Here is a 21729-nt window from a genome sequence, read left to right as displayed (position 1 = left end):
AAACCTACTTGGAAGTAGGTTTTTGATGAGTAAATAAACTATTTTTATTTTGCTTTAAATCGTAGTTTTCTGCAGCCAAAACCAAACAACGATAATAAAATGAGCCAACTCAATCCTGCTCCTTGTCTGTCACGATTTTCATTATCGACCACATCACATTGATCAACAACGCCACCGGGAATTGGCACAAGCTTAACCGCAACAACCACATCAGTCTGAACTTCAACACCATCGGCATCTAATATGATTTCACCTTTAACATTACGTGCAGGGCCTTTTTTAACCGCTGTGGCAGCAATTTCATTGTTGTCATTAATAGCGTTGGCTTGCTGGATAATATAAGGAGAATCGCAAGCAAGTAGACTAGCTAAATCGGTAAAGCTTTTATCATTATTATTATATAAAAACCCTGCGTTACGACGATTGCTTAGTGATGATTCGTATTCAGCATAACCGACCACTAAACCATTATTGTTAATGCTGTTAGCTGTACTGGATGAGCCCAAGAAAAAATCATTAGGGTAAGTGGTAATATCAGTATTGATATCATGCACAAAAAACTTTTTACGGGTATAACCGTTGATCCGTTTAGTAATGTAGCCCACTACTAAATCCTGATTATTAATGTCGGTCGCTGTACTACTTAAGGTCTCATCATCGTAATTAATGGTTGAAACCTGATCGCCGATATAAATTGCCGCCGCAGTAGTAAGAAATGTTGTTTCTTTATAAATTGCCGGAGATTCACCCACTGCAATACCATTGTCATTAATCGCAACCGCACGACTCGAATAGATTTTGCTATCGTCGTCTTCCACAGTGAGTAATAAACCCAATTCTTTGGTACTGATGATATTACCTTGATCATCAAGCTGCCAAATCAAACCACGGCGTTGGGCTATTTGTCCGACACTACTAGAAAGCGAAACACTTAAACTGCGAATGCAAGATGCTTGTGGGATATCACCTCTGACTGTCTCATCAGCACAGTTGTCTACACCAGTTTGAAAGCTTTCAGCAACAAGTTCTGTTGTACCATAACCTACAACTTGGTTATTGACGTTAATATCAAAAGCATCACTCAAACCACCAGCGGTAGTTTCAATTGGAGGTAGCTCGATGATATTACCGTTTAATTGTGCAAAACCTCGACTATAGAAATCATTAAGTACAAAAGTCGTTTCAGTTGAGGCTTCGTCTGCAAAGGTATAGGGTAATTTGTAAAACCCACCTTGAGCGACACCAACTGAATAACCAGCGTCGTTCAGACCTCGTACAGTGGTATTAGTACTGCGCTCATATAAGCCGCTATCGGCATTAATAAGATCAAAGGCTGGCAGCAAAGTACTATTGTTTTCAGTGCTTAAATAACTATTAACTTGAGCAATTTGTTGAAAAAATTGGCTTTCGCGATTAGAGGTGATAAATGTATACAACAACAAATAATCAGTAGTATTTAAATTACCGGCTTTAGCTGCATCAATATCAGTTAAGTTATTAATTAGCGATTCAAGTTCAAAGTTTATCAACGATACATCAATAATTGGGCTGTACAAATTTTGCACATTGACTGAAACCTCGCCACTGTTACTAATATCGGTTGGGAAAGTACTTATCCCCTTGTCCGTCACGGCTAATTCCACCACGCTGTATTGTGCTGCATTAGCAGCAGTTACAGACAATAAGGACAATGACAATATGGCTGCCAGTCTAGTTTTTTTCATTTAAAATCCTGCTTACTACTAGTTTAATCATTCGAGCATGCTTTCTAATTCATCCCATCTTGCATAACACTGACTCAAGTCTTGTTCTGCTTGAGCCAATTCAGCTAGGCTTTGGTTTGAACTCGTTGCTTCTTGTTTAAAAAAATCTGGATCATTAACCTTTATTTGCAGAGCTGCTATTTGTTGCTCTAAACGGTCAATTGCAGAGGGTAACGATTCTAATTCATGTTGCAACTTAAACGATAACTTTTTACCTTTGCTTGCAACATTGTTGGTTCTAGGACTATCAACACGATTATTAGTTGCAGCAACCGGTGTTTTTTTTGTGTTTTGTTGTTCATACCACTGAGCGATATCCGAACAACCACCCACAAACTCCTTCACTTCGCCATGCCCTTCAAAAAATAGACTGGTAGTGGCAACGTTATCAACAAATTCACGATCATGGCTAACTAAAATTACCGTACCGGGATAATTCGATAAAGTATCTTCTAACAGTTCCAGTGTTTCTACATCTAAGTCGTTAGTTGGTTCATCGAGAATTAATAAATTGCTGGGTTTTAACATCAATTTAGCCAACAACAATCTGTTCTTTTCACCACCTGAGAGAGATTTAACAGGCGAATTTACTCGCTCAGGAATAAATAAATAATCCTGTAAATAACTCATCACATGTTTAGTTCGGCCATTAACCGTGACTTCGCGTTTACCATCGGCAATGGCATCAATTACGCGCTTTTCACCGTCTAGGTTTTCACGATGTTGATCAAAGTAGGCGACTTCTAAATTTGCACCGCGTTTTACTAAACCTGAGGTCGCTTGTAAATCACCGAGTAATAACTTAATCAACGTACTTTTGCCACAGCCATTGGGGCCGACTAAGGCAAGTTTTTCACCGCGCAAAATAGTAGCCGTTAATGCTTTGACGATTAAGTTATTCTCTATTTGATAGCGCAACGCGTCAGTTTCAAAAATAATTTTACCAGAGTTTTTCGCTTCACTGACGGTGACAACAGCCTTACCTTGGCGGTTCGCCCGTTGTGATCTTTCTTCGCGTAAGGCTTTTAAGGCGCGTACTCGGCCTTCGTTCCGGGTACGGCGAGCTTTAACCCCTTGTCTAATCCACGTTTCTTCTTGACTTAGCTTTTTGTCGAACAAGGCATTTTGGCTTTCTTCAACTTCTAAATCATTGGCTTTTTGGACTAAATAGGCCGCGTAATCACCGGGATAGCTAACTAAATTACCACGGTCTAAATCAACAATACGAGTAGCCACTTTACGAATAAATGCCCTATCGTGGCTGACAAACACCACAGCACCAGCATAACCATTAACCGCTTCTTCGAGCCACTTTATCATGTCGATATCTAAGTGGTTTGTGGGTTCATCTAATAAGAGTATATCTGGGTCGCTGGCCATCGCCTTAGCTAAGGCGGCTTTACGGCGCCAACCACCGGATAAACTACTGAGTTGCTGATTCGGATCTAACTTCAAACTGGTCAACACTTGCTGAATACGGGTTTCTAAACCCCAGGCATTATGGTGATCAAGTTGGTGCTGGAGTTGTTCTAGTTTTTTCAGATTGGCGTCGGAAGGATCAACCGTAACTTCTTCTATCTGATGATAATAGGCTTTAAGACAAGCACCCGCTTCGGCTAAGCCTTCGGCCACATAATCAAATAAGCTGCATTCCACACTCATAGGCGGGTCTTGCGGCAAACGTGAAATCTTAACATCGGCATTAACGATACGCTGACCGTCATCGAGAATAACTTCACCCGCGATAACTTTTAATAAGGTTGATTTACCGGAACCATTGCGTCCAACCAGACACAATCTCTCACCTGCATGGATAACCAGCTCAATACCATTTAATAAAGGGGGATGGCCAAGAATGATACTGGCATTTTTTAACTGTAATAAACTCAAGATAAAAACTCTGTTAATTGTGGTAGTTCAAAGGGCCAAGCCAGTTCTTGTTGCGCTTGTGTATTCACTAATACTGGAATACGTGCCCCATATAAATGGTAAATCTGTGAGTCTGTCTTCACATCAACTTCGACAAACTCTTTTGGGTCGATGCTTGTTTGTGCCAATAAGGCTTTAGCATCATCACATAAACAACAATTGTGGCCCGAATATAAAACAAACTTAGACAGCATAACGAGATTTAATTTTCCTTAGTCAGTAACCAACAATGATGAATTTTGGGGTTACGTTGAAAATCTTCAGGGATCGTTTGCTGAGTTAAATTAGTCACACTTAAACCTAAAGCCTGAATTGCTTGTTCATCCAATTTGAATTGTCGCAGATTATTTGAAAAGAAAATGTAACCCTTTGTATTCAAACAATTGATAGCGTCTTTTATTAAATCTAAATAATCCCGCTGTACATCCCAAGTCGCGTCCATACGTTTAGAATTTGAAAACGACGGAGGATCGATAAAAATTAAATCATACTTTTGCTGATGGCGTTTTAGCCAGGTCAGACAATCTGCTTGCTCAAAATGATAAGCGCCCTTAAGTTTATTAAGCGCAAAATTCTCTTTTGCCCACTCAATATAGGTATTCGACATATCTACCGTAGTAACTGATTTTGCCCCACCTAAGGCAGCATGTACCGAGACACTGCCTGTATAGGCAAATAGGTTTAGCACGTTTTTACCCTTAGCTTTTTGCTGTACCAATTGGCGGGTAATGCGGTGATCTAAAAACAAACCGGTATCCAAATAATCTTTAAGATTCACTTTAAAACGTGCGCCGTTTTCATAAACCTCAATGGTTTGTTTGGTTTGTGCGACTTTTTGATATTGGTTTTTACCTTTTTGCTGCTCGCGTACTTTAAGCACAATATGGTCAGGATCAACCTTAGTCACTTGTGGTAAGGCCGCAACAATCTCATGCAAGCGTTTTTTGGCAACTTGCTCAGGGACATTTTTGGGCGCCGCGTATTCCTGCACTACTAACCAATCAGCATAACAGTCGATTGCTACGTTATATTCAGGTAAATCGGCGTCATACAGGCGGTAACAATCGGTATTCTGGGATTTAAGCCATTTAGTACTACGCGCCAGATTTTTAGTCAGACGATTAACAAAATCGTTTTGAATCAGTTTTGTTTCACGTTCCTGACAGTTAGCTTCATCTAATACAAAGTTAACTAGCTGACATTCCAGTTTGCCATTCATTAGTTGGTATTCTTTTTTCGCTGTTAACTTCATTTGTCGCAACAACTCGCGATTTGACGTTAACAAAGACACATGCCAGTTTTTAAACTGCTGTTTTAACCAACTGCCCCATTGTTTAAATAATGGAAATAACTGAGCGGTATCGCTAAGTCTTTCACCATAAGGCGGGTTACTTACAATATAACCAGGGCTGAGCTCATCAATTTTAAAGTTGTTCACATCTTGATGACTAAAATGAATGTAGTGATATACGTCTGCCTGATGAGCGTTTTCTTTGGCTAGGGCTAATACACCTTGATCTAAATCATTGGCGTAAATCAATTTTTGCGGAGTAGAAATTTGTTGTTTAGCTTCATTCAAAAGGGATTGCCATATCCCATCTTCATGCTGCTGCCAATGGCTAAACCCCCAATTATCACGTTTAAGACCTGGGGCAATGTTGGCCGCCATTAAAGCGGCTTCAATCACAATAGTCCCTGCCCCACACATAGGATCGAGCAAAGGTAACTGTTGGTTTTTAGTCCAACCACTACGAATTAACATGGCACAGGCAATATGTTCTTTAATTGGCGCTAAGCCAGTTTTATTGCGGTAGTGGCGTTGGTGTAAACTACGGCCTGACATATCCAGATAAACCGTAAGTTTGTCGCGCCACAAACGAGCATGAACACGGATATCCGGCGCAATCTTTTGCACTGAAGGTCGTGAATCAAAAAACACGGCAAACTGATCCACTATGGCATCTTTGATTTTAAGTGCGCCAAACTGAGTATTATTAATTTGCTGGTTAGTACCATTAAAATCCACCACAAAGGTTTGTTTTAAACCAAAGTGAGTTGGCCAGTTAACTTGATCAGCAATTTTGTATAAATCGTCAGCTGACTTAACGTCGCCTTCGCTGAGTTTTAATAACACTCGGTTAGCCAGCCTAGACCATAGGCAAACACGGTAAGCATCTTCAATACCAGCAAACATAATTACCTGACCAGGCTTAGATTTAAGCTTTGCTTCAGGGCATAGAGTGGCTATCTCGTCTATTAAGAGCTCATCGAGCCCTTTTGCTGCTGTTATTAAAAACTCTAACATTCATCTTACCTATAATTTAATCGGGCGGGATTATACGGTAAATGGGCAGCAGGCGCATATTTAAAAGCAACTAAATGGACAAAAACCAATAAAAACTACACTAAGATGGCTTAGGCAGATTGTGAAAGCAGGGTTGATTGAAGGATAAAAGGTATGAGGCGATTTTTCATCACTTTAATTAATTCAAACTGAGCTAGTTGTTTATCATTGATTAAGCTCAACGATGTCGAGATAACCATGCAAGTTGCCACATTGGCATCTTGCTCAAGCACAATGACATCACCTTTGCCCAGTTCATTTTCCAAACTCGCTAATTGATGAATGGCACCAAAGTGAGTTTGCTCAGTAAAATACCAACTACGTAATGCCACTGGTTTGTGAAATACCAATGCCGCTACCCCATTTATCAATATCTGCGTTAATTCTGCACTACTTAAGTTTATATAAGAGGCTTGAAGCTGCTCAGCTAAATTTACATAGTGAGCAGAATCTTCCATGCTGAACCACTGTTTGTCGGTCGGCATGGTTGTCAGACACTTGCTTTTGTAAGCGGTTTTAAATTGTAAGTTCTGGCCAAGCGAGAGCATCAAACCCTGTTGGTCACAGTACCAATACCAATCTGCTTTTGGTTGCAGCATAAATTTAACAATCTTTGCCTGAATAGAAGTGGCTAAAAGCTACCATAGCTTGGGGCTGAAAATAACATCCTTGTTAATATTTATTTACTCTAATTAAGGCGGATCGCAGCACGATCCTTATAAGCTTTCGACGATCTCTTTGATCACTTGCGGGCCACGATAGATCAAAGAACTGTAAAGCTGGATCAATGATGATCCTGCGTTGATCCTATCTTTAGCAGAAGCCGCATCGTGTATACCCCCTACTCCTATCATAGGTATGGCGCCCCCTAATGCGCTAGCTAAATCTAAGGCGACTTGTTGGCTTTTTGTAGTTAAAACAGCACCGCTTAAACCGCCCGTTTCTTGAGCATTTGGCTGACCTTCTACTAAAGAGCGATCAAGTGTGGTATTGGTCGCGATAACCCCATCGATCCCGGCTTTGATCAAGGCGCTGGCCATATTTTCAATTTCGCTGTGACTAAGATCTGGCGCGATCTTAACTAACACTGGCCGATAGACTTTAAATTTGTCAGCTAACTTAAGTTGTTCTGTTTTTAAACCGCTTAACAAGTCGTTTAATGCGTTACCGTGCTGCAAATTACGCAGGCCTGGAGTGTTAGGTGAAGAAATGTTGATAGTCACATAACTGGCGTGTTCATAGACTTTTTGTAAACAGCTAAGGTAATCACTTAAAGCGGCTTCTTCTGGGGTATCTTTATTTTTACCAATATTGATACCAAGTACCCCATCAAAACGAGATTTTTTAACATTGGCCACCAGATTATCAACGCCCTTATTGTTAAAGCCCATACGGTTGATAATGGCCTGCCCTGCCGGCAAACGAAACATGCGCGGTTTATCATTACCCGCTTGCGCTCGTGGTGTCACGGTTCCAATTTCAATAAAACCAAAACCCATGGCGGCAAAAGCATCAATACATTCCCCATTTTTATCCAGCCCTGCAGCCAGACCTAAAGGGTTTTTGAATTTTAGTCCCATTACTTCTACCGGTTTGGCTGTCAAGTTTTGGCGGTATACAAAGTCTAAGGGCGTGTTTTGAGTGCGGCGCAACCAGTTAATAGTAAAATCGTGACTCCACTCAGCATCCTGAGTAAATAGCGCTTTTTGAATGATCGAATACATGTTTATTGTTCTCTATTTCTTTCTATATATAAAAAAGCCCCGGTTATCATGACCAGGGCTTTTGTTTGTTTACATTCAGTTTAACCGTTAGCGTTAATGCTGAGTAACATTAACTCACGCAAAGCCACAGAAAACTTGGCAAACTCATGGGTGCTGCTGGTTTTAAATTCAGACATCATATGATACCAACGATCTAACAATGTTTGATTGCTTTCCATCCATTTTTTCAAAATCTCTTCTGCATCTTTACTTTTGGGCGAAGAATTAAGCAAAACGGTGGTTAAAGCGCGTTGTTGCCAATCTAATTCTTCACGATAAGAAGCTCGTGCCAAAGCTTGCCAATGGTTATTAACCGGTTGATTGTTAATTTGCTCAAGGAACCAATGCACTTCTAGTTTAGCACCTAATTTAAAGTACAAATTAGCCACAAGTTTGATGTCACGTTTGTCAGATTCAGCCACTTGAGCTAAGTCTAGGCAAGGGAACATGTTACTTAAACTGGCAACTTGATAAGCAATTTTTTCTGGCGCACGCGCTTTGGTGTAGCGCAATCGACTATTTTCTAACTGTTTATATTCATCTTCAACCAAGTAATCTTGAATATTGCTAAATAAATCCTTAAAGGTTGAAGCATAAAAATCAATCGCGTCGGGTATGCTTAAGGCTTTATTGCCATGACGTAAATACCAGCGTGACGCTCTTCTCAGAGTACGGCGCATGGTTTCTAACATTTGCAATTGCACCTGAGCGTCAATGGTCGAATCAAGACTTTCGATTTCGCGCCATAGTTTTTCCAGACCAAAGATACCTTTTACTATCACATAGGCGTTGGCTATTTCTTCTATGCTTGCACCGGTTTCTTCTTGAATTCTGAAAACAAAATTCATGCCCATATCGTTAATAATATTGTTGGTCAACTTAGTGGCAATAATTTCACCACGCAGCGGATGTTGCTCCATTTGTAAAGCAAACTTTTCCTGTAATAACTTAGGAAAGGCTTCAATCAACAATTTGCTATGGTAGGGATTAGCGGTAATGGCAGGAATATTGAACTTCTGTTTTAAGACCATTTTACCGTAAGCCAGCAAGACTGATAATTCAGGGCGAGTTAAGCCCATTGATTTGGCTAAACGATCTGAAATTTCATCATCTGAAGGAATAAATTCTAGCTCACGGTTTAGATAACCTTCACGCTCTAGTCCATGAATAAAACGCAACTGCTCTTTTAACTGACTCGCGCCACCTAAATGTGAGATTGAAATGGATTGAGTCTGGCGGTAACAATCTTTAATCACCAGTTCGCCCACTTCGTCTGTCATGGAGTACAGCAAGTTATTACGTTGTTTGCTGGTTAAGTCCCCTGCGCGTACTAGAGCATTTAGTAAAATTTTGATGTTTACTTCATTATCTGAACAATCGACACCACCTACGTTATCGATAAAGTCGGTATTAACCCGACCACCATGCATGGCATATTCAATACGGCCCAATTGGGTCATACCCAAGTTGCCACCTTCACCAATAATTGTCGCTTGGATATCTTTACCATTTACCCGTAAATCATCATTCGCGCGATCACCCACGTCTGAATTAGATTCTTTAGTACTTTTCACATAGGTACCAATACCGCCATTCCAGATAAGGTCGACCTGCATTTTAAGCACGTTATGAATCAGTTCATTAGGTGTCATGGTCAGCTGTTTAGTGCCTAACCACTTCCGCATTTCCACTGTCAACTTGATGGATTTAGCAGAGCGATGGAACAAATCTCCACCTTTGGAGATAAGTGATTTATCGTAATCATCCCAACTAAGTGAAGGGTTTTCAAACAAACGTTTACGCTCTTGGTAACTCGTTTGTGGATTTGGATCGGGATCAAAAAAGATATGTAAATGGTTAAATGCACATATTAAACGGGTATGCTCAGACAACAACATACCGTTACCAAATACGTCACCCGCCATATCACCAATACCGACGCAGGTAAAATCGGTAGTTTGGCAATCAACGCCGGTTTCTCTGAAGTGACGCTTAACTGATTCCCAGCCACCTTTAGCGGTAATGCCCATTTTTTTATGGTCATAACCGATACTGCCACCAGAGGCAAAAGCATCACCCAACCAAAAGCCAAACTCTTCTGATATGCCGTTAGCAATATCCGAAAAGGTGGCTGTACCTTTATCAGCTGCCACAACCAAATAGGGATCATCTTCGTCTAGGCGCACAACATCTTTAGGGTGAACGACTTTTCCATCGACTATGTTGTCCGTAATATCCAGTAAACTGCGGATAAAGATTTTGTAACAAGCCTTTCCTTCATCCAAAAATGCCTGACGCCCTTGGTTAACCGGTAAGTTTTTACATACAAACCCACCTTTTGCACCAACTGGTACTATCACCGTATTTTTAACTTGCTGGGCTTTAACTAAACCCAATACTTCGGTTCTAAAATCTTCTTGTCTGTCTGACCAACGCAGCCCACCACGGGCCACTTTGCCACCACGTAAATGCACGCCTTCAATGCGCGGAGAATACACAAAAATCTCAAACTTAGGCTTGGGTAATGGCATATCCGGAATCAGATCGGGTAACATTTTGATGGAGACATAGGACTTTTCATTACCCTGCTCATCTGCTTGATAAAAGTTTGTTCTCAGCGTTGCCAAAATAAGGTCTAAATAACGACGGATAATTCGATCGTCATCTAAGTTCGATACGGTATCAATTTGCTCTTTAATTACGCCTAATAAAGTCTCTTCTTTTTTAGGCGACTGCTTGATTTTGGGGTTGTAACGTAAGTTAAATAAATCCACTAATAACTTGGCGATTTCCGGATAATTAGCCAAGGTATTGGCAATATAATCCCGGCTGAACGAGCTGCCTATCTGACGCATATATTTTGCATATGCACGCAGTATAGTCACTTTTCTACCCGTTAGACCCGCCCCCAAAACTAAACGGTTAAAGGGATCATCTTCTAACTTGCCATACCACACTTGTGAAAACGCATCTTGAAATAGACTTTGTGCTTGTTCCAATTCCATATCATTACTGGTGTTATGTAACATGGAAAAATCCATGATCCAATTAACATCACCATTACCAGAGTGCACCTTAAACGGGCTTTCATCGATAACCCGCAGCCCAAAGTTTTCCAACATAGGCAGCACGGCAGATAAATGGATAGGCTCATTTTTATGGAAAAGTTTTAATTTAACAATTTTACTGTCGGGGCCTTCTTCTTGAGGACGATAGAACAACATATCCAGAGTTTGCTCTGCATTAAGCATCTCCAGTTTATCCATATCAACCAAAGCAGCACTGGGTAAATTGTATTCTTTATAACTACGCGAAAAGGCATTGACGTATTTTTTCTCTAAGGCTTTACCTTGGGCTTCTCCGTGTTTAGTACGAATAGTTGCCACTAATCGGTCGTCCCAACTTTTGGTTAGTTCAATGATATTTTTTTCTATCTCTTTCACATTAAACTCCGAGTTGTTGTTCTTAACACGCGCGATATAGTGTGTTCTGGCGTATACAGACTCTGAAAAGTACGTGGTAAATTCGACTTCTTCGTCGCTTCCAAAAGATTTTTTCAGTAGATCCTGAGTGTCTTTACGCAATTGGGTGTTGTAACGTTCACGAGGTACGTAAACCATACAAGAGACAAAACGACCAAATATATCTTTACGGGCGAACAAGCGAGATATGCCCCGTTCTTGCATCTGGAAGATACCCAAGGCAATTTTGGCCAGTTCCTCAACACTACCTTGTAATAACTCATCCCGCGGGTAGGTTTCGATAATATTTAAAAAGGCCTTTTGACCATGTGAGCCAGCATCAAAGCCGGATAACTTACATATAGCGTTGATTTTTTCTTGCAATACAGGTAGCTGAGTTGCGCTGCTATTGTAGAAAGCGGCTGAATACAAACCGATAAAACGGTCTTCGCCGACCACATTGCCATGATCATCAAAACGTTTAATACCGACATAATCCATATAAGCTGGACGATGCACTCTAGAACGCGAGTTAGTTTTAGTCAGCATTAAAGGATTTTTACTTAGCGCTTCACTACGAGCCGAATCGGGAATGTTAGATAACACTCTATCCCTTTCACTTTTTGAATTTTTCATCAAACCTAAGCTTGAATCATTATCAGCTCCCCAGCGATAGTCGCCTTTTATCGCCTTGGCACTGTAACGTCTATAACCCATCAAGGTGAAATTGTGATCATACATCCAGTTTAAAAACTTTAAGCTTTCGTTTTTAACTTGCTCAGATAATGATGCTGCACTCTTTGGAAACTCTTGAATGATTTCTGCCAAACGTTCACGCATGGCTTGCCAATCCAAAACGGCTAAAGATACTTCGTTGACTACTGAAAGTAATTCAGCACTCAGTGCATCCAAGTCTTTTTTATTGGTTTGTCTGTCAACTTCGATTAAAAATACCGTTTGTTTACAAAAACCCTGTTCACCCACTACCGCACCATCAAAAGATACAAATTTATGTTCTTTATCTCGACGTAAAGTAATGGGGCTATGCAATAATAAATGAGCGGTGATCCCCAAACGATTCAGCGCCATACGTACTGAATCCACCAAAAATGGGCTATCTGCGACCAGAATTTCGATGATGGTATGAGTCGACTGCCAGCCATGTTTGGCGATTTCAGGATTAAATACCCTGATATAGGGTTTTTCACCACTGTAGTCGAAAAATTCATTCCACAGACTCAGTGTTGCGCCATACAAGTCGCTATCGTTGCGATTATCAAGATCATCTTTTGAGATGTTTTTGAACAGTATTTTAGAAAACTTAATGACACGTTCAACTTGCGATTTATCTACTTTTTTTTCTATGAGCTTATAAACATTTTCGAGTAAAACTGAATGCTGGTTATTGGAAACCGTCATGTGCTTACCTATTATTTAGTTTGTCGTTTATTATGTTAGTGTACTTTTCAAAATTCGCTGTTTAAAACCCCCAAATTCAATAAGTACTTATTAGTCAAAAGACTGAGAGATATACAGTTTTTCGATCTTATTCGCATATTCTCGCTAAATAATAACAACAAGAAAAGGATTAAATTTACGCCATTTTAACAATTAACATAAGCATGCAATTAACTCTCATAAAAAAAGGCCCAAAGGCCTTTTTTAAAGAAAATGAATTAATAACTATGCAAAAAATAATTTTAGCTTTGTTTGCGCCAAAACACCGCAGCCAGCGCAGGCAAGACAATAATCGCGCCCATCATGTTCACTACAAACATAAAGGTTAAGAGTATGCCCATGTCCATCTGAAATTTCAGGCTCGAGAATACCCAAGTACTTACCCCAACTGCCAAAGTTGCACCGGTAAATAATACGGCACTACCGCGCTCTTTTAGTGCTTCAAAATACGCTTGGCGCACCGGCATACCAGACTTAAGTTTGCTACTCATGATAGACAAAATATAGATACCATAATCCACGCCAATGCCCACACCTAAGGCTATAACCGGCAAAGTTGATACGGTTAAGCCTATTTCGAGATAGGTCATCAAGGCCTGCGCTAATACTGATACCACATACAGAGGCAACACCACGGACAATGTTGCACGCAAGGATTTAAAGCTTACCAGACATAAGATAATCACTGCCCCAAACACATAAGCCATCATCGGGTTTTGCGCGGCGTCTACGGCTTCATTTTGTGCCGCCATAACCCCTACCGGTCCTGAGGCTAATTGGAACTTCAAGGTATCTGTTTCGTATTCTTGACGGACTTGCTTAATCGCATCAACCACACGAGTGATAGTTTCAGCCTTATGATCTTGCATAAACAAGATAATCGGCATAACTGAACAATTACCGTTTAACAAACCAGAGGTTGTTGGCACTAAGGAAATATCTTGCACCATCGTTTGTTGATTACGTGGTAATACCCGCCATTTAGGATTACCTTCGTTGTACCCTGCGTTTACTATCTTGGCCACTGAAGCAAGGCTGACTGCAGACTGTACGCCGGGAATATTGGATACTTTCCACTGCAAACTATCGATCGCCGACATAACTTCATAAGAGGTACAAGAATCAGCTTCGGTTTCAACCAGAATCGATAGATAGTCAACACTGATTGCAAACTTATCTGTGATGAGGAAAGTATCTTGATTATAACGAGAACTTTCATGTAAGGCCGGTGCACCAGCGTGTAAATCGCCGATCTTCATTTTTAAAGATTGCATCCAGCCCAAACCAAACAACATCAGGGTAACAATGAGAATGACTACCGCAATTTTAGGGTTAGAGCACGAAGCGATTGAATCCCAAAATTTATCTGAACGTTGTTCTTTACCAGCAAACTTGCGTTTGTAATTCTCACCCAATTTTAGATAAGACATTAATACTGGTAGCAATACTAAGTTGGTTAGGATAATGACTGCCACCCCCATACTCGCGGTAATAGCTAATTCGCGAATAATCCCAATATCGATAACCAACAAAGTCATAAAACCAATAGTGTCAGACAACAGTGCGATGCCACCGGGGATCAACAAGGTTCGAAATGCGGTTTGAGCCGCCATACGCACACTAGCACCGGCCACTACTTCTTTACCGACAGAATTGATCATCTGCACGCCATGGCTGATGCCGATGGCAAAGACTAAAAACGGCACCAGAATTGACATCGGATCAAGGCCAAAACCTAACAAAGTTAACAGACCCAACTGCCACACTACCGCCACCACCGAGCACAATAAAGGCAGTACAGTTAACATCGCAGATTTGCAAAAGAAAAAGACTAATATCGCGGTGACTCCGATGGCGATAGCAAAAAATATCACCACATCTTTGGCACCATCGGCAACATCACCAATCATTTTGGCAAAACCAATGATATGCACGCTGATGTTTTCATCTTCAAACGGCGCTCTGATCTTGTTTTCTAAATCACTAGCGAAAACTAGAGTACTGAGTTTTTCACCGGTATTAGGATCAAGCTCCAGTAACTGACCAGAAACCATGGCACACTTAAAATCGTCAGACACTAAGCCACCAACTATGCCGGCTTTATCTACATTACTGGCGACTTTTTCTAATGCTGCGGGATTCGTAGAATTAAAATCAGCAGGTATAACCGGCCCACCGGCAAAACCACCTTCCACTATTTCAGTAAAACGTGTCGAAGAAGAATAGATAGATTTAACTAAAGAACGGTCTATACCATTAATGAAAAACAACTGATCATGGGCTTGTTTTAGCGTATCAAAAAATTGCTGATTATAAATAGTGGCATTTCTATCACAAACCGCCACAAGTACGCTGTTGGCGCCCCCAAAATCCTTACTGTGTTTCATGTAGTTTTGCATGTATTCATGCTGTAAAGGGATATTTTTAGTAAAACCCGCATCAAGCTTAAGCAAAGACGATTGATACGCTAAAAATACAGTTGCCAGCAAAAACAGTAGTACCACACTTAAGCGATAGCGAAAAACCATGCCCTCTACATAATTAATAAACTTATTCATGCTGACCTTCGCTCGCCCATGTTTTTACACCCACCTCTGATACTGCAATGACCGAGTTAGCCGATACCACTGCAGAAATCAGCGCTTTGTTGTCGTCAGTTTGCTTAAAATCTACTTTAGTGCCTGTCAACCTTAGAATTGCGCCGTTGTTACCCAGAATAAGCGTGGTATTGCCATCAACTGACACAATAGAATTAAAGGTAAAACTGGTACCTGATTCAATAGCAAGCCACTGTTCATCTTGCCATTCAAATACGTTGCCGCGTAAACCTGCAGCCAATAGCCTGCCGGAGGCAGTAAGTTGAATATCAAAAAATGAGCCGATGTAGTCAATTTCCATGCGCTGCCAAGTTAAACCTAAATCATCACTGCTTGCTAACAAGCCCTTTTCACCTGCGAGATAAAGCTTACTGCCATCAAAGGAGACTCGGTTTAAGTTAGGCAAAATGGATTGTAATTCTTGCAAATAAAAATCTTCATCTTCTTGTTTTAGTTCGTCCATGTATTCAATATCATCCGGGTTTAACAATTCCGGATGCATTTCTTTTTCCCAGTGTTTACCACCATCTTTGCTGCGTAAAAACAAACCATAAGCTCCGATAGCGATACCATGATTTTCATCAAAAAATAGTACGTCTAATAAAGGTTTTTCTAGCTCAGGCGCTTGATATTGCAGTTGCCACGTCAAACCACCATCTTGGCTAGTCACTATGGTGGCATCATGCCCCACAGCCCAAGCATGGTTTTGCTCAAAATCTACGGCAGTGAGTGTTGCTAAGGTTGGTACCTCTAGTTGTTGCCATTGTTTTGCATCTTGGGAACGCAAAATATGGCCTCGTTCACCCACAGCAACAAAATGTCCATTGTGATGGGCAATATCCAGTAATAAGGATTCGGAAGCTAATGGTGCTAGAAATGAATTGTTGGAAGCTTGCCCAAAGACAAACACTGGTACTAACAATAAAGCAGAAAAAATACTCTTTTTAACGGGCATAAAATACTCATAGGTTAATAAAAAAATGGTTGGCGCCGCCAACCATTTCCTTGCCTAAATTAACGTTTTCCTTTTCGGCGTAAAGCTTGTGGCGTGAAATCTCCATCATCCAAAGAAACGTCAAATTTATACATACTTTCTTCGTTATCCAAACCTAAGGCTAAATAACGGCGAGAGTTTAAATCATAATAGACATCTACGGTCGACCACTGTGTTGGTACTTCATAATAGTTAACACCGTGCGCTACCGCTACTCGGTACAATTCATTGCGGTTGTCATACATATCCGCGACTTGAATTTGCCAGCTATCTTCATCAATAAAAAATACACGTTTTTGATAAATGTGTCTAAATTCAGGTTTAAGATTAGCTTCGACTACCCAAACCCGATGTTTTTCGAAACGAGTATAATCAGGGTTAATGTGCCCTGGCTTTAATATATCGCTGTATTTAATATTGTTACTATGCAATTTGTAGTTATTGTAAGCAACATACATTTCTTTTTGGCCTTTGAGTTCCCAGTTGTAACGATCCGGAGCGCCATTAAACATATCAAAGTCATCAGTCGTTCTTAAACCATCCGCTGCTGTACCGGGCGCGTCGTAAGCAATATTGGGGGCAGCTAATACTTTGCGTTGCCCAGTATTATAAGTCCAAGCCTTACGTGGTTCTCTGATTTGATCCATGGTTTCATGCACCAATAATACCGTACCTGCTAAACGTGCCGGCGAAGTAACCTCTTGCATAAATTTAGAGATGACATTGTCTTCTAACAATTTTTCACGAGTAGCATCTTTAGCTGAATACTTTTGTAGTAGAAAATCGTCAAAACCGATTATGTTATAATCGCCTGACGCCGTTGGTGCCGCTTGGCCACCAAAACGTTGCACTTTCTCACCACGATAACGCAGTATGTGGTTCCAAATTGCTTCTATACCTGATTGGGGCATAGGAAACGGAATACCAATAGCTGCGTTCTTTACGCCATTGCCTCCTTCAATCAACTCTGCTTTTAACGCATTGATTTTGGTTTCGTCATAAACAAACTGAGGCGACGAAGCAGAACGACGTGAGGGATAAACCGGCATTTTGAAGGTGCTAGGATAGGTTTCAAATAATTTTTTCTGCCCATCACTTAAAAACTCGCCATATTGTTTATAGTTTTCCGAAGTAATTTCAAACAATACCTTATCTTCTGGATAAGGATCAGGATGAAAATCACCAGGTTTATATCCAGCCGGAACTTTAGTAATACCACCATCCCAAGCGGGGATGCTGCCATCGGCATTGGCCGCTTTAATGCCACCTAATGGGGTTAATTCTGCACCCAGTTTATTCGCTTCTGCTTCAGATACTTTAGCGACAGCGAAACCTGAGCTTAAACTCAACGCAATAAACGACGTTAGTAATAGTTGCTTTTTCAACATAATTTGCCTCTCTAAATTGAATACTTAACGTTAAAGGACATATAGTCACGATCAGACAAGGCATTTGTTGTACCTACACCACCCCAGAAACTATTGTAAGACATCGACGCTGACCATTTACTCAAATAATCAAAGGTCAAAGTAGCACTGGCCGATTTACGATCTTCAATAAACAAAAATAAAGGATCTGGCGTTATGCCATTTACGTCGTGGGCGAAGGTAAAGCGCGCTTGCAAATTTACCCCAGCAAAAATGTTGTTATACGAAGCATTGGCCAGCAATCGATAGCCCCAAGCATTTTTCGTTGGAAAAGGATTGAGTTCTGGTCCATCAGACAAACCAACATGTAATCCGGTACGCGGGTTGCCATCTGCCAAGGGTTGTAAAGATGGTGTTCTGACCGAACCTGGTCCGTTTAAACGAATAAGATTAGGATCAGGAAAATCTAGTATATCCACATAGCCAACTTCACCTAACACTATCAAGTTATCAGTCCCTAACATTGGACCAAAAATATGTGTGGCAGTTGCCTGTATTTGCATTGTGTCCGAGGTCAGATAACCTTTAGCTGATTGACCTGGGCCTGTCGTAAAACCTTGATAATCATCTAATTGGGAAATACCCGCAAAGTCTGGACGCAAACCAGCTAGAGCTAATTGTTGTGGCATAGCGGCATATAGCAATTCAACATCGTCTATTTGTAAAGGTTCATCAACTCGATAAGATATCTCACCGGCTAAGGCAGTTTCTCCTACGTTGGTATTAAAACTAAAACCATATAGTTTGATATCTTCTGGATATTCAAACTGTACCTTAGTAAAGGCTTGCAAGTCAGTGATATTGTCTTTGGTAATAGCATTTTGTGCGATATACGCTAAATCAGCCCCTATGCCCGCAGCAGTAAAATTCGAAGCAATACCAGTAATCAGTGGTCTTTGACTATGATAATTGATCAGATAAAAGCTTAATTCAGCACCATCTAATTCTTCACCAAAATAAGACACTTTAAAGCCATATTGACCTTGATCGTCTGCGTCTTGATGAGCATCATCACTATAGCCTCGCACCGCAACTTTAGTAGGGTAAGCAAGGTAAGCACTACCAATCTGTGCACTGCTAGCGCCTGCCCGCAACGCTCCACCTAATTGGTTAATTCCAGCCAGTAGAAACTCCATATCAATATCTGGGTTACCACTAAATCCAAGCTGGATGTTTTGTGCCTGACCGCCCTCACCTGCAAAATCATTGGTAGAAAAATAACTGCCGGCTTGAGGTAAACGACTGCGTTCCCACTCATATTGATAATACATGGATAAGCTTAGCGATTCACTCAACTCTATGGAGGCAAATGCGGTACCAACCGGAATAAAGACTTCTTTTAATTCGGCACCTGGTGCCTGAGCACGTGTGACGTCAACGGGATTACTGCTATTAATACCGTGTTGGATAAAGGTACTTTCACCCCAGGTAATAACCTGTTGTCCTAGGCGCACACTGATAGGTTTATCGGCCAGTTCAAAATCTGCATAGAAAAAAGCATCTAACAGACGAACATCGGCACACAACTCTTCACTGGCTTTGTCGTTAGCACAAGGATCTTGAGTTTGTCCGGTTATCGGATTAGTCCAATCACGTGTTCCATCTTTTAATTCAAAATCATAAAAGTACATACCACGTAAAAATACGCCCATGTTTTTATACTGAACTTCCAGTTCGTGCACACCTTTAAAAAGTGTGGAGAATGACTTTCCATTGTCGTAATTGAGTGTACTTAAATCACCATTGGTAGAATAGCCAGCATTGGTCAAAGCCCACACATCGGCAGAACTATAAATAGGGTTAGTTGCAGGATTGTAGCCAGACCAATCTAAATTGAGCTGATTACTATTACCTACAGTTGAGAAGTCAATATCCTCAACCCTGATACTGGTACCAAATGAAAAGTTAGAATCAAAACTAACCGACCAGTCGCCACTGTTCCAGTTAGCCGCTGTAGCCAACATAGCTGGCATACTCAATACACTGGTGATACCTAGCGCAAGCGCTGATTTTTTAAATATAGAAGACCTATAACTCATATTTATTCTCCCTAATCTCGTACACTGTTCAATACGCTGTTACAGCATAGTCTAATGACGTTTACATTAACAAAATCATTACATCATTTGACTGTGATAGCAAGAACTAATCGTACCAGTTGAAAAGCCATCAATTTGTTTTAATTCAATAGCTTGTGTTCATTTTTCGAACAAGCCAGGTTAATATTTAACTCACCCTATCTAAGCTGAGGAGTTTTTTATCCTCACTGACCTGTAGCCTGAAACGCCCTCTCAGTCCTGTCTGGCTAACAAAAGGGCGTAAATTTTTCGCGGGGATTTGGATACGTTTACCACGTTCTTCGATTACCACTACAGCATTGTTTTTTGGCAAATAAAGCACTCTGCATTCTTCGTAGGTAAGCGATACTGAAAAATAATAAGTCAACATAGTAAGCTGGACTAATGTTTAAAATTCAGACTTTTAGTTATTTTTTCAAACAGATCTTTACTTAAATCCGGCGTATCGCTGATGCGTAAAAGTTGATGTTGCATTAAGTCTTGGCGTGATTTATCGAATTTTTGCCAATGCGTTAATGGAGTAATTAAACGCGCTGCAACTTGCGGATTTATGTTGTTTAACTTGATTAAATAGTTGGCCAAATAGGCGTAACCACTGCCATCTTGCGCATGGAATCCCGGCACATTATAAAATGCAAAACTGCCAACTAAAGACCTAACGCGGTTTGGATTGGAAATACTATATTGAGCATGGCCTGCCAACATATCTAGACGCGCAAGAATATCGATTCGAGGTGTATTAGCATGTAAGGCAAACCACTTGTCTAAAACCAAAGGCTCATGCTGCCATTTTTGTTCAAATTTCTGCATTAATTGATCAAAGGTATCAAGCTCTCCTAATTGCGCCGCAGCTAAGGCGCCTAAAGAATCCGTCATATTATTAGCCAGTTCAAACTGCTTGATAATCAACTCACTAATACCCGGATGACGTGCTATCTGTAGGTATTTTAAACTTAGATTATTTAATTTGCGACGCTCAACCTGTGGCTGCTCATACTGGTATACCGAGCCAGTCATCGGTTGATACATGCTTTGCCAACTTTCAACAAAGGCAAATGCCACAGCGCTTAATACAAATTTTCTGGCTTGATAAAGTCTATCAATATCAAGGGTTTCTACTTGCTGGCTAAGAGTTTCAAAACTGGGCAAAGTCAGCATTTCCGCTTTTAAAGCGGGAGACAGACTAACATTGCTCATTATTGGTTTAAGGGCAGCTAAGAGCTCTGCAATGTCGGTTAATTGCGGCGTCTGATCCAGTGCGGCAAGTTTGTGAATGTTGTCGCTGTAAAGTTTCTGGCTAGCATCCCAACGTGCAAAATCATCTGGTGAATATTGCACAATATGGGCAAGTTGTTCATTGGTATACGGGTAATGCAAACGTACTGGCGCACTAAAATTATGTAATAACGAAGGTACAGGCTTAGCATTTACACCAGCAAAGGTAAGTTGCAATGTATCTTCCGTCAGCTCAGTAATAATTTCACTTTCACCGGCACTATTGAGTATTAAATGTTCGCCCGATGGATCAAGTAAACTAAATCGAAGTGGAATATGTAGGACCTGTTTTTTACTTTGATCAGCGGTTGCTTTAGTTAACTGACTTAAACTTAAGCTATAAGTTGAACTCGCCTCATCAAAATGATCTTCTACCCTAATCGTAGGAGTACCTGATTGACTGTACCAACGTCTAAATTGAGTTAGATCTTTACCACTGGCATCTTCTAAAGCCTGTACAAAATCGTCACAGGTTACCGCTTGCCCGTCAAAACGTTTAAAATACAGATCCATGCCTTGTCTGAAATGCTCAGCACCTAACAAGGTATGCAACATGCGTATCACCTCCGCACCTTTGTCATACACAGTGACTGTATAAAAATTATTCATTTCTATCACTTCATCAGGTCGAATTGGGTGT

The 21729-nt window shown here is 40.7% G+C and carries 13 protein-coding genes; all 13 read right to left on the bottom strand.

Features of this window, described 5'->3' with window-relative positions; translation table 11 throughout:
• Nucleotides 1-44 precede the first annotated feature (44 nt).
• Nucleotides 45-1724 (bottom strand): DUF3466 family protein, encoded by a 1680-nt coding sequence (locus AX660_RS09980; protein WP_068376061.1) that lies wholly within the window; start codon nt 1722-1724, stop codon nt 45-47.
• Between the two features lie 27 nt (nt 1725-1751).
• Nucleotides 1752-3653: an ATP-binding cassette ATPase Uup gene (gene uup, locus AX660_RS09975; RefSeq protein ID WP_068376059.1), complete on the bottom strand. Its 1902-nt coding sequence runs from the start codon at nt 3651-3653 to the stop codon at nt 1752-1754.
• Nucleotides 3650-3886 (bottom strand): glutaredoxin family protein, encoded by a 237-nt coding sequence (locus tag AX660_RS09970; protein ID WP_068376057.1) that lies wholly within the window; start codon nt 3884-3886, stop codon nt 3650-3652. The genes uup and AX660_RS09970 overlap by 4 nt, the downstream gene beginning before the upstream one ends.
• Nucleotides 3887-3894: 8 nt before the next feature.
• Complete coding sequence (gene rlmKL / locus AX660_RS09965) at nt 3895-5997, bottom strand: bifunctional 23S rRNA (guanine(2069)-N(7))-methyltransferase RlmK/23S rRNA (guanine(2445)-N(2))-methyltransferase RlmL (RefSeq protein WP_068376055.1); 2103 nt, start codon at nt 5995-5997, stop codon at nt 3895-3897.
• Nucleotides 5998-6107: 110 nt separating this feature from the next.
• Nucleotides 6108-6635, bottom strand: coding sequence for a cell division protein ZapC domain-containing protein (locus AX660_RS09960; protein WP_068376053.1), 528 nt, complete (start codon nt 6633-6635; stop codon nt 6108-6110).
• 117 nt (nt 6636-6752) lie between these two features.
• Nucleotides 6753-7760, bottom strand: a complete 1008-nt coding sequence (gene pyrD / locus AX660_RS09955) for a quinone-dependent dihydroorotate dehydrogenase (RefSeq protein ID WP_068376051.1) — start codon at nt 7758-7760, stop codon at nt 6753-6755.
• An 80-nt stretch (nt 7761-7840) separates the two neighbouring features.
• Nucleotides 7841-12679, bottom strand: a complete 4839-nt coding sequence (locus AX660_RS09950; protein WP_068376049.1) for an NAD-glutamate dehydrogenase — start codon at nt 12677-12679, stop codon at nt 7841-7843.
• Between the two features lie 281 nt (nt 12680-12960).
• The gene (locus AX660_RS09945; RefSeq protein WP_068376047.1) at nt 12961-15276 is read right to left on the bottom strand and encodes an efflux RND transporter permease subunit; all 2316 of its coding nucleotides are present in this window, start codon (nt 15274-15276) and stop codon (nt 12961-12963) included.
• Nucleotides 15269-16270, bottom strand: a complete 1002-nt coding sequence (locus AX660_RS09940) for a YCF48-related protein (protein ID WP_068377046.1) — start codon at nt 16268-16270, stop codon at nt 15269-15271. Before AX660_RS09940 ends, AX660_RS09945 begins: the two co-directional genes overlap by 8 nt.
• A gap of 59 nt (nt 16271-16329) precedes the next feature.
• A complete protein-coding gene (locus AX660_RS09935; RefSeq protein WP_068376045.1) occupies nt 16330-17697 on the bottom strand; it encodes a DUF1329 domain-containing protein in 1368 nt (455 codons plus the stop codon).
• 11 nt (nt 17698-17708) lie between these two features.
• Entirely contained in the window at nt 17709-19775 is a 2067-nt protein-coding gene (locus tag AX660_RS09930; RefSeq protein WP_068376043.1) for a DUF1302 domain-containing protein, read from the bottom strand.
• A 187-nt stretch (nt 19776-19962) separates the two neighbouring features.
• Nucleotides 19963-20184, bottom strand: coding sequence for a DUF2835 family protein (locus AX660_RS09925; RefSeq protein ID WP_068376041.1), 222 nt, complete (start codon nt 20182-20184; stop codon nt 19963-19965).
• Between the two features lie 11 nt (nt 20185-20195).
• On the bottom strand, nt 20196-21729 hold a 1534-nt coding region (locus AX660_RS23310), incomplete at its 5' end, for a DUF3458 domain-containing protein (protein ID WP_162266418.1).

This window comes from Paraglaciecola hydrolytica, from assembly GCF_001565895.1.
Taxonomy (GTDB): domain Bacteria; phylum Pseudomonadota; class Gammaproteobacteria; order Enterobacterales; family Alteromonadaceae; genus Paraglaciecola; species Paraglaciecola hydrolytica.
The sequence above is the reverse complement of the archived record's forward strand: the minus strand, read 5'-3'. Positions and strand labels throughout refer to the sequence as shown.

Bases quoted from the DNA above. Each gene is read 5' to 3' on its own strand.
- AX660_RS09980 (WP_068376061.1), bottom strand. From the start codon at position 1,724: ATGAAAAAAACTAGACTGGCAGCCATATTGTCATTGTCCTTATTGTCT.
- AX660_RS09970 (WP_068376057.1), bottom strand. From the start codon at position 3,886: ATGCTGTCTAAGTTTGTTTTATATTCGGGCCACAATTGTTGTTTATGT.
- rlmKL (WP_068376055.1), bottom strand. From the start codon at position 5,997: ATGTTAGAGTTTTTAATAACAGCAGCAAAAGGGCTCGATGAGCTCTTA.
- AX660_RS09960 (WP_068376053.1), bottom strand. From the start codon at position 6,635: ATGCTGCAACCAAAAGCAGATTGGTATTGGTACTGTGACCAACAGGGT.
- pyrD (WP_068376051.1), bottom strand. From the start codon at position 7,760: ATGTATTCGATCATTCAAAAAGCGCTATTTACTCAGGATGCTGAGTGG.
- AX660_RS09950 (WP_068376049.1), bottom strand. From the start codon at position 12,679: ATGACGGTTTCCAATAACCAGCATTCAGTTTTACTCGAAAATGTTTAT.
- AX660_RS09945 (WP_068376047.1), bottom strand. From the start codon at position 15,276: ATGAATAAGTTTATTAATTATGTAGAGGGCATGGTTTTTCGCTATCGC.
- AX660_RS09940 (WP_068377046.1), bottom strand. From the start codon at position 16,270: ATGCCCGTTAAAAAGAGTATTTTTTCTGCTTTATTGTTAGTACCAGTG.
- AX660_RS09935 (WP_068376045.1), bottom strand. From the start codon at position 17,697: ATGTTGAAAAAGCAACTATTACTAACGTCGTTTATTGCGTTGAGTTTA.
- AX660_RS09930 (WP_068376043.1), bottom strand. From the start codon at position 19,775: ATGAGTTATAGGTCTTCTATATTTAAAAAATCAGCGCTTGCGCTAGGT.
- AX660_RS09925 (WP_068376041.1), bottom strand. From the start codon at position 20,184: ATGTTGACTTATTATTTTTCAGTATCGCTTACCTACGAAGAATGCAGA.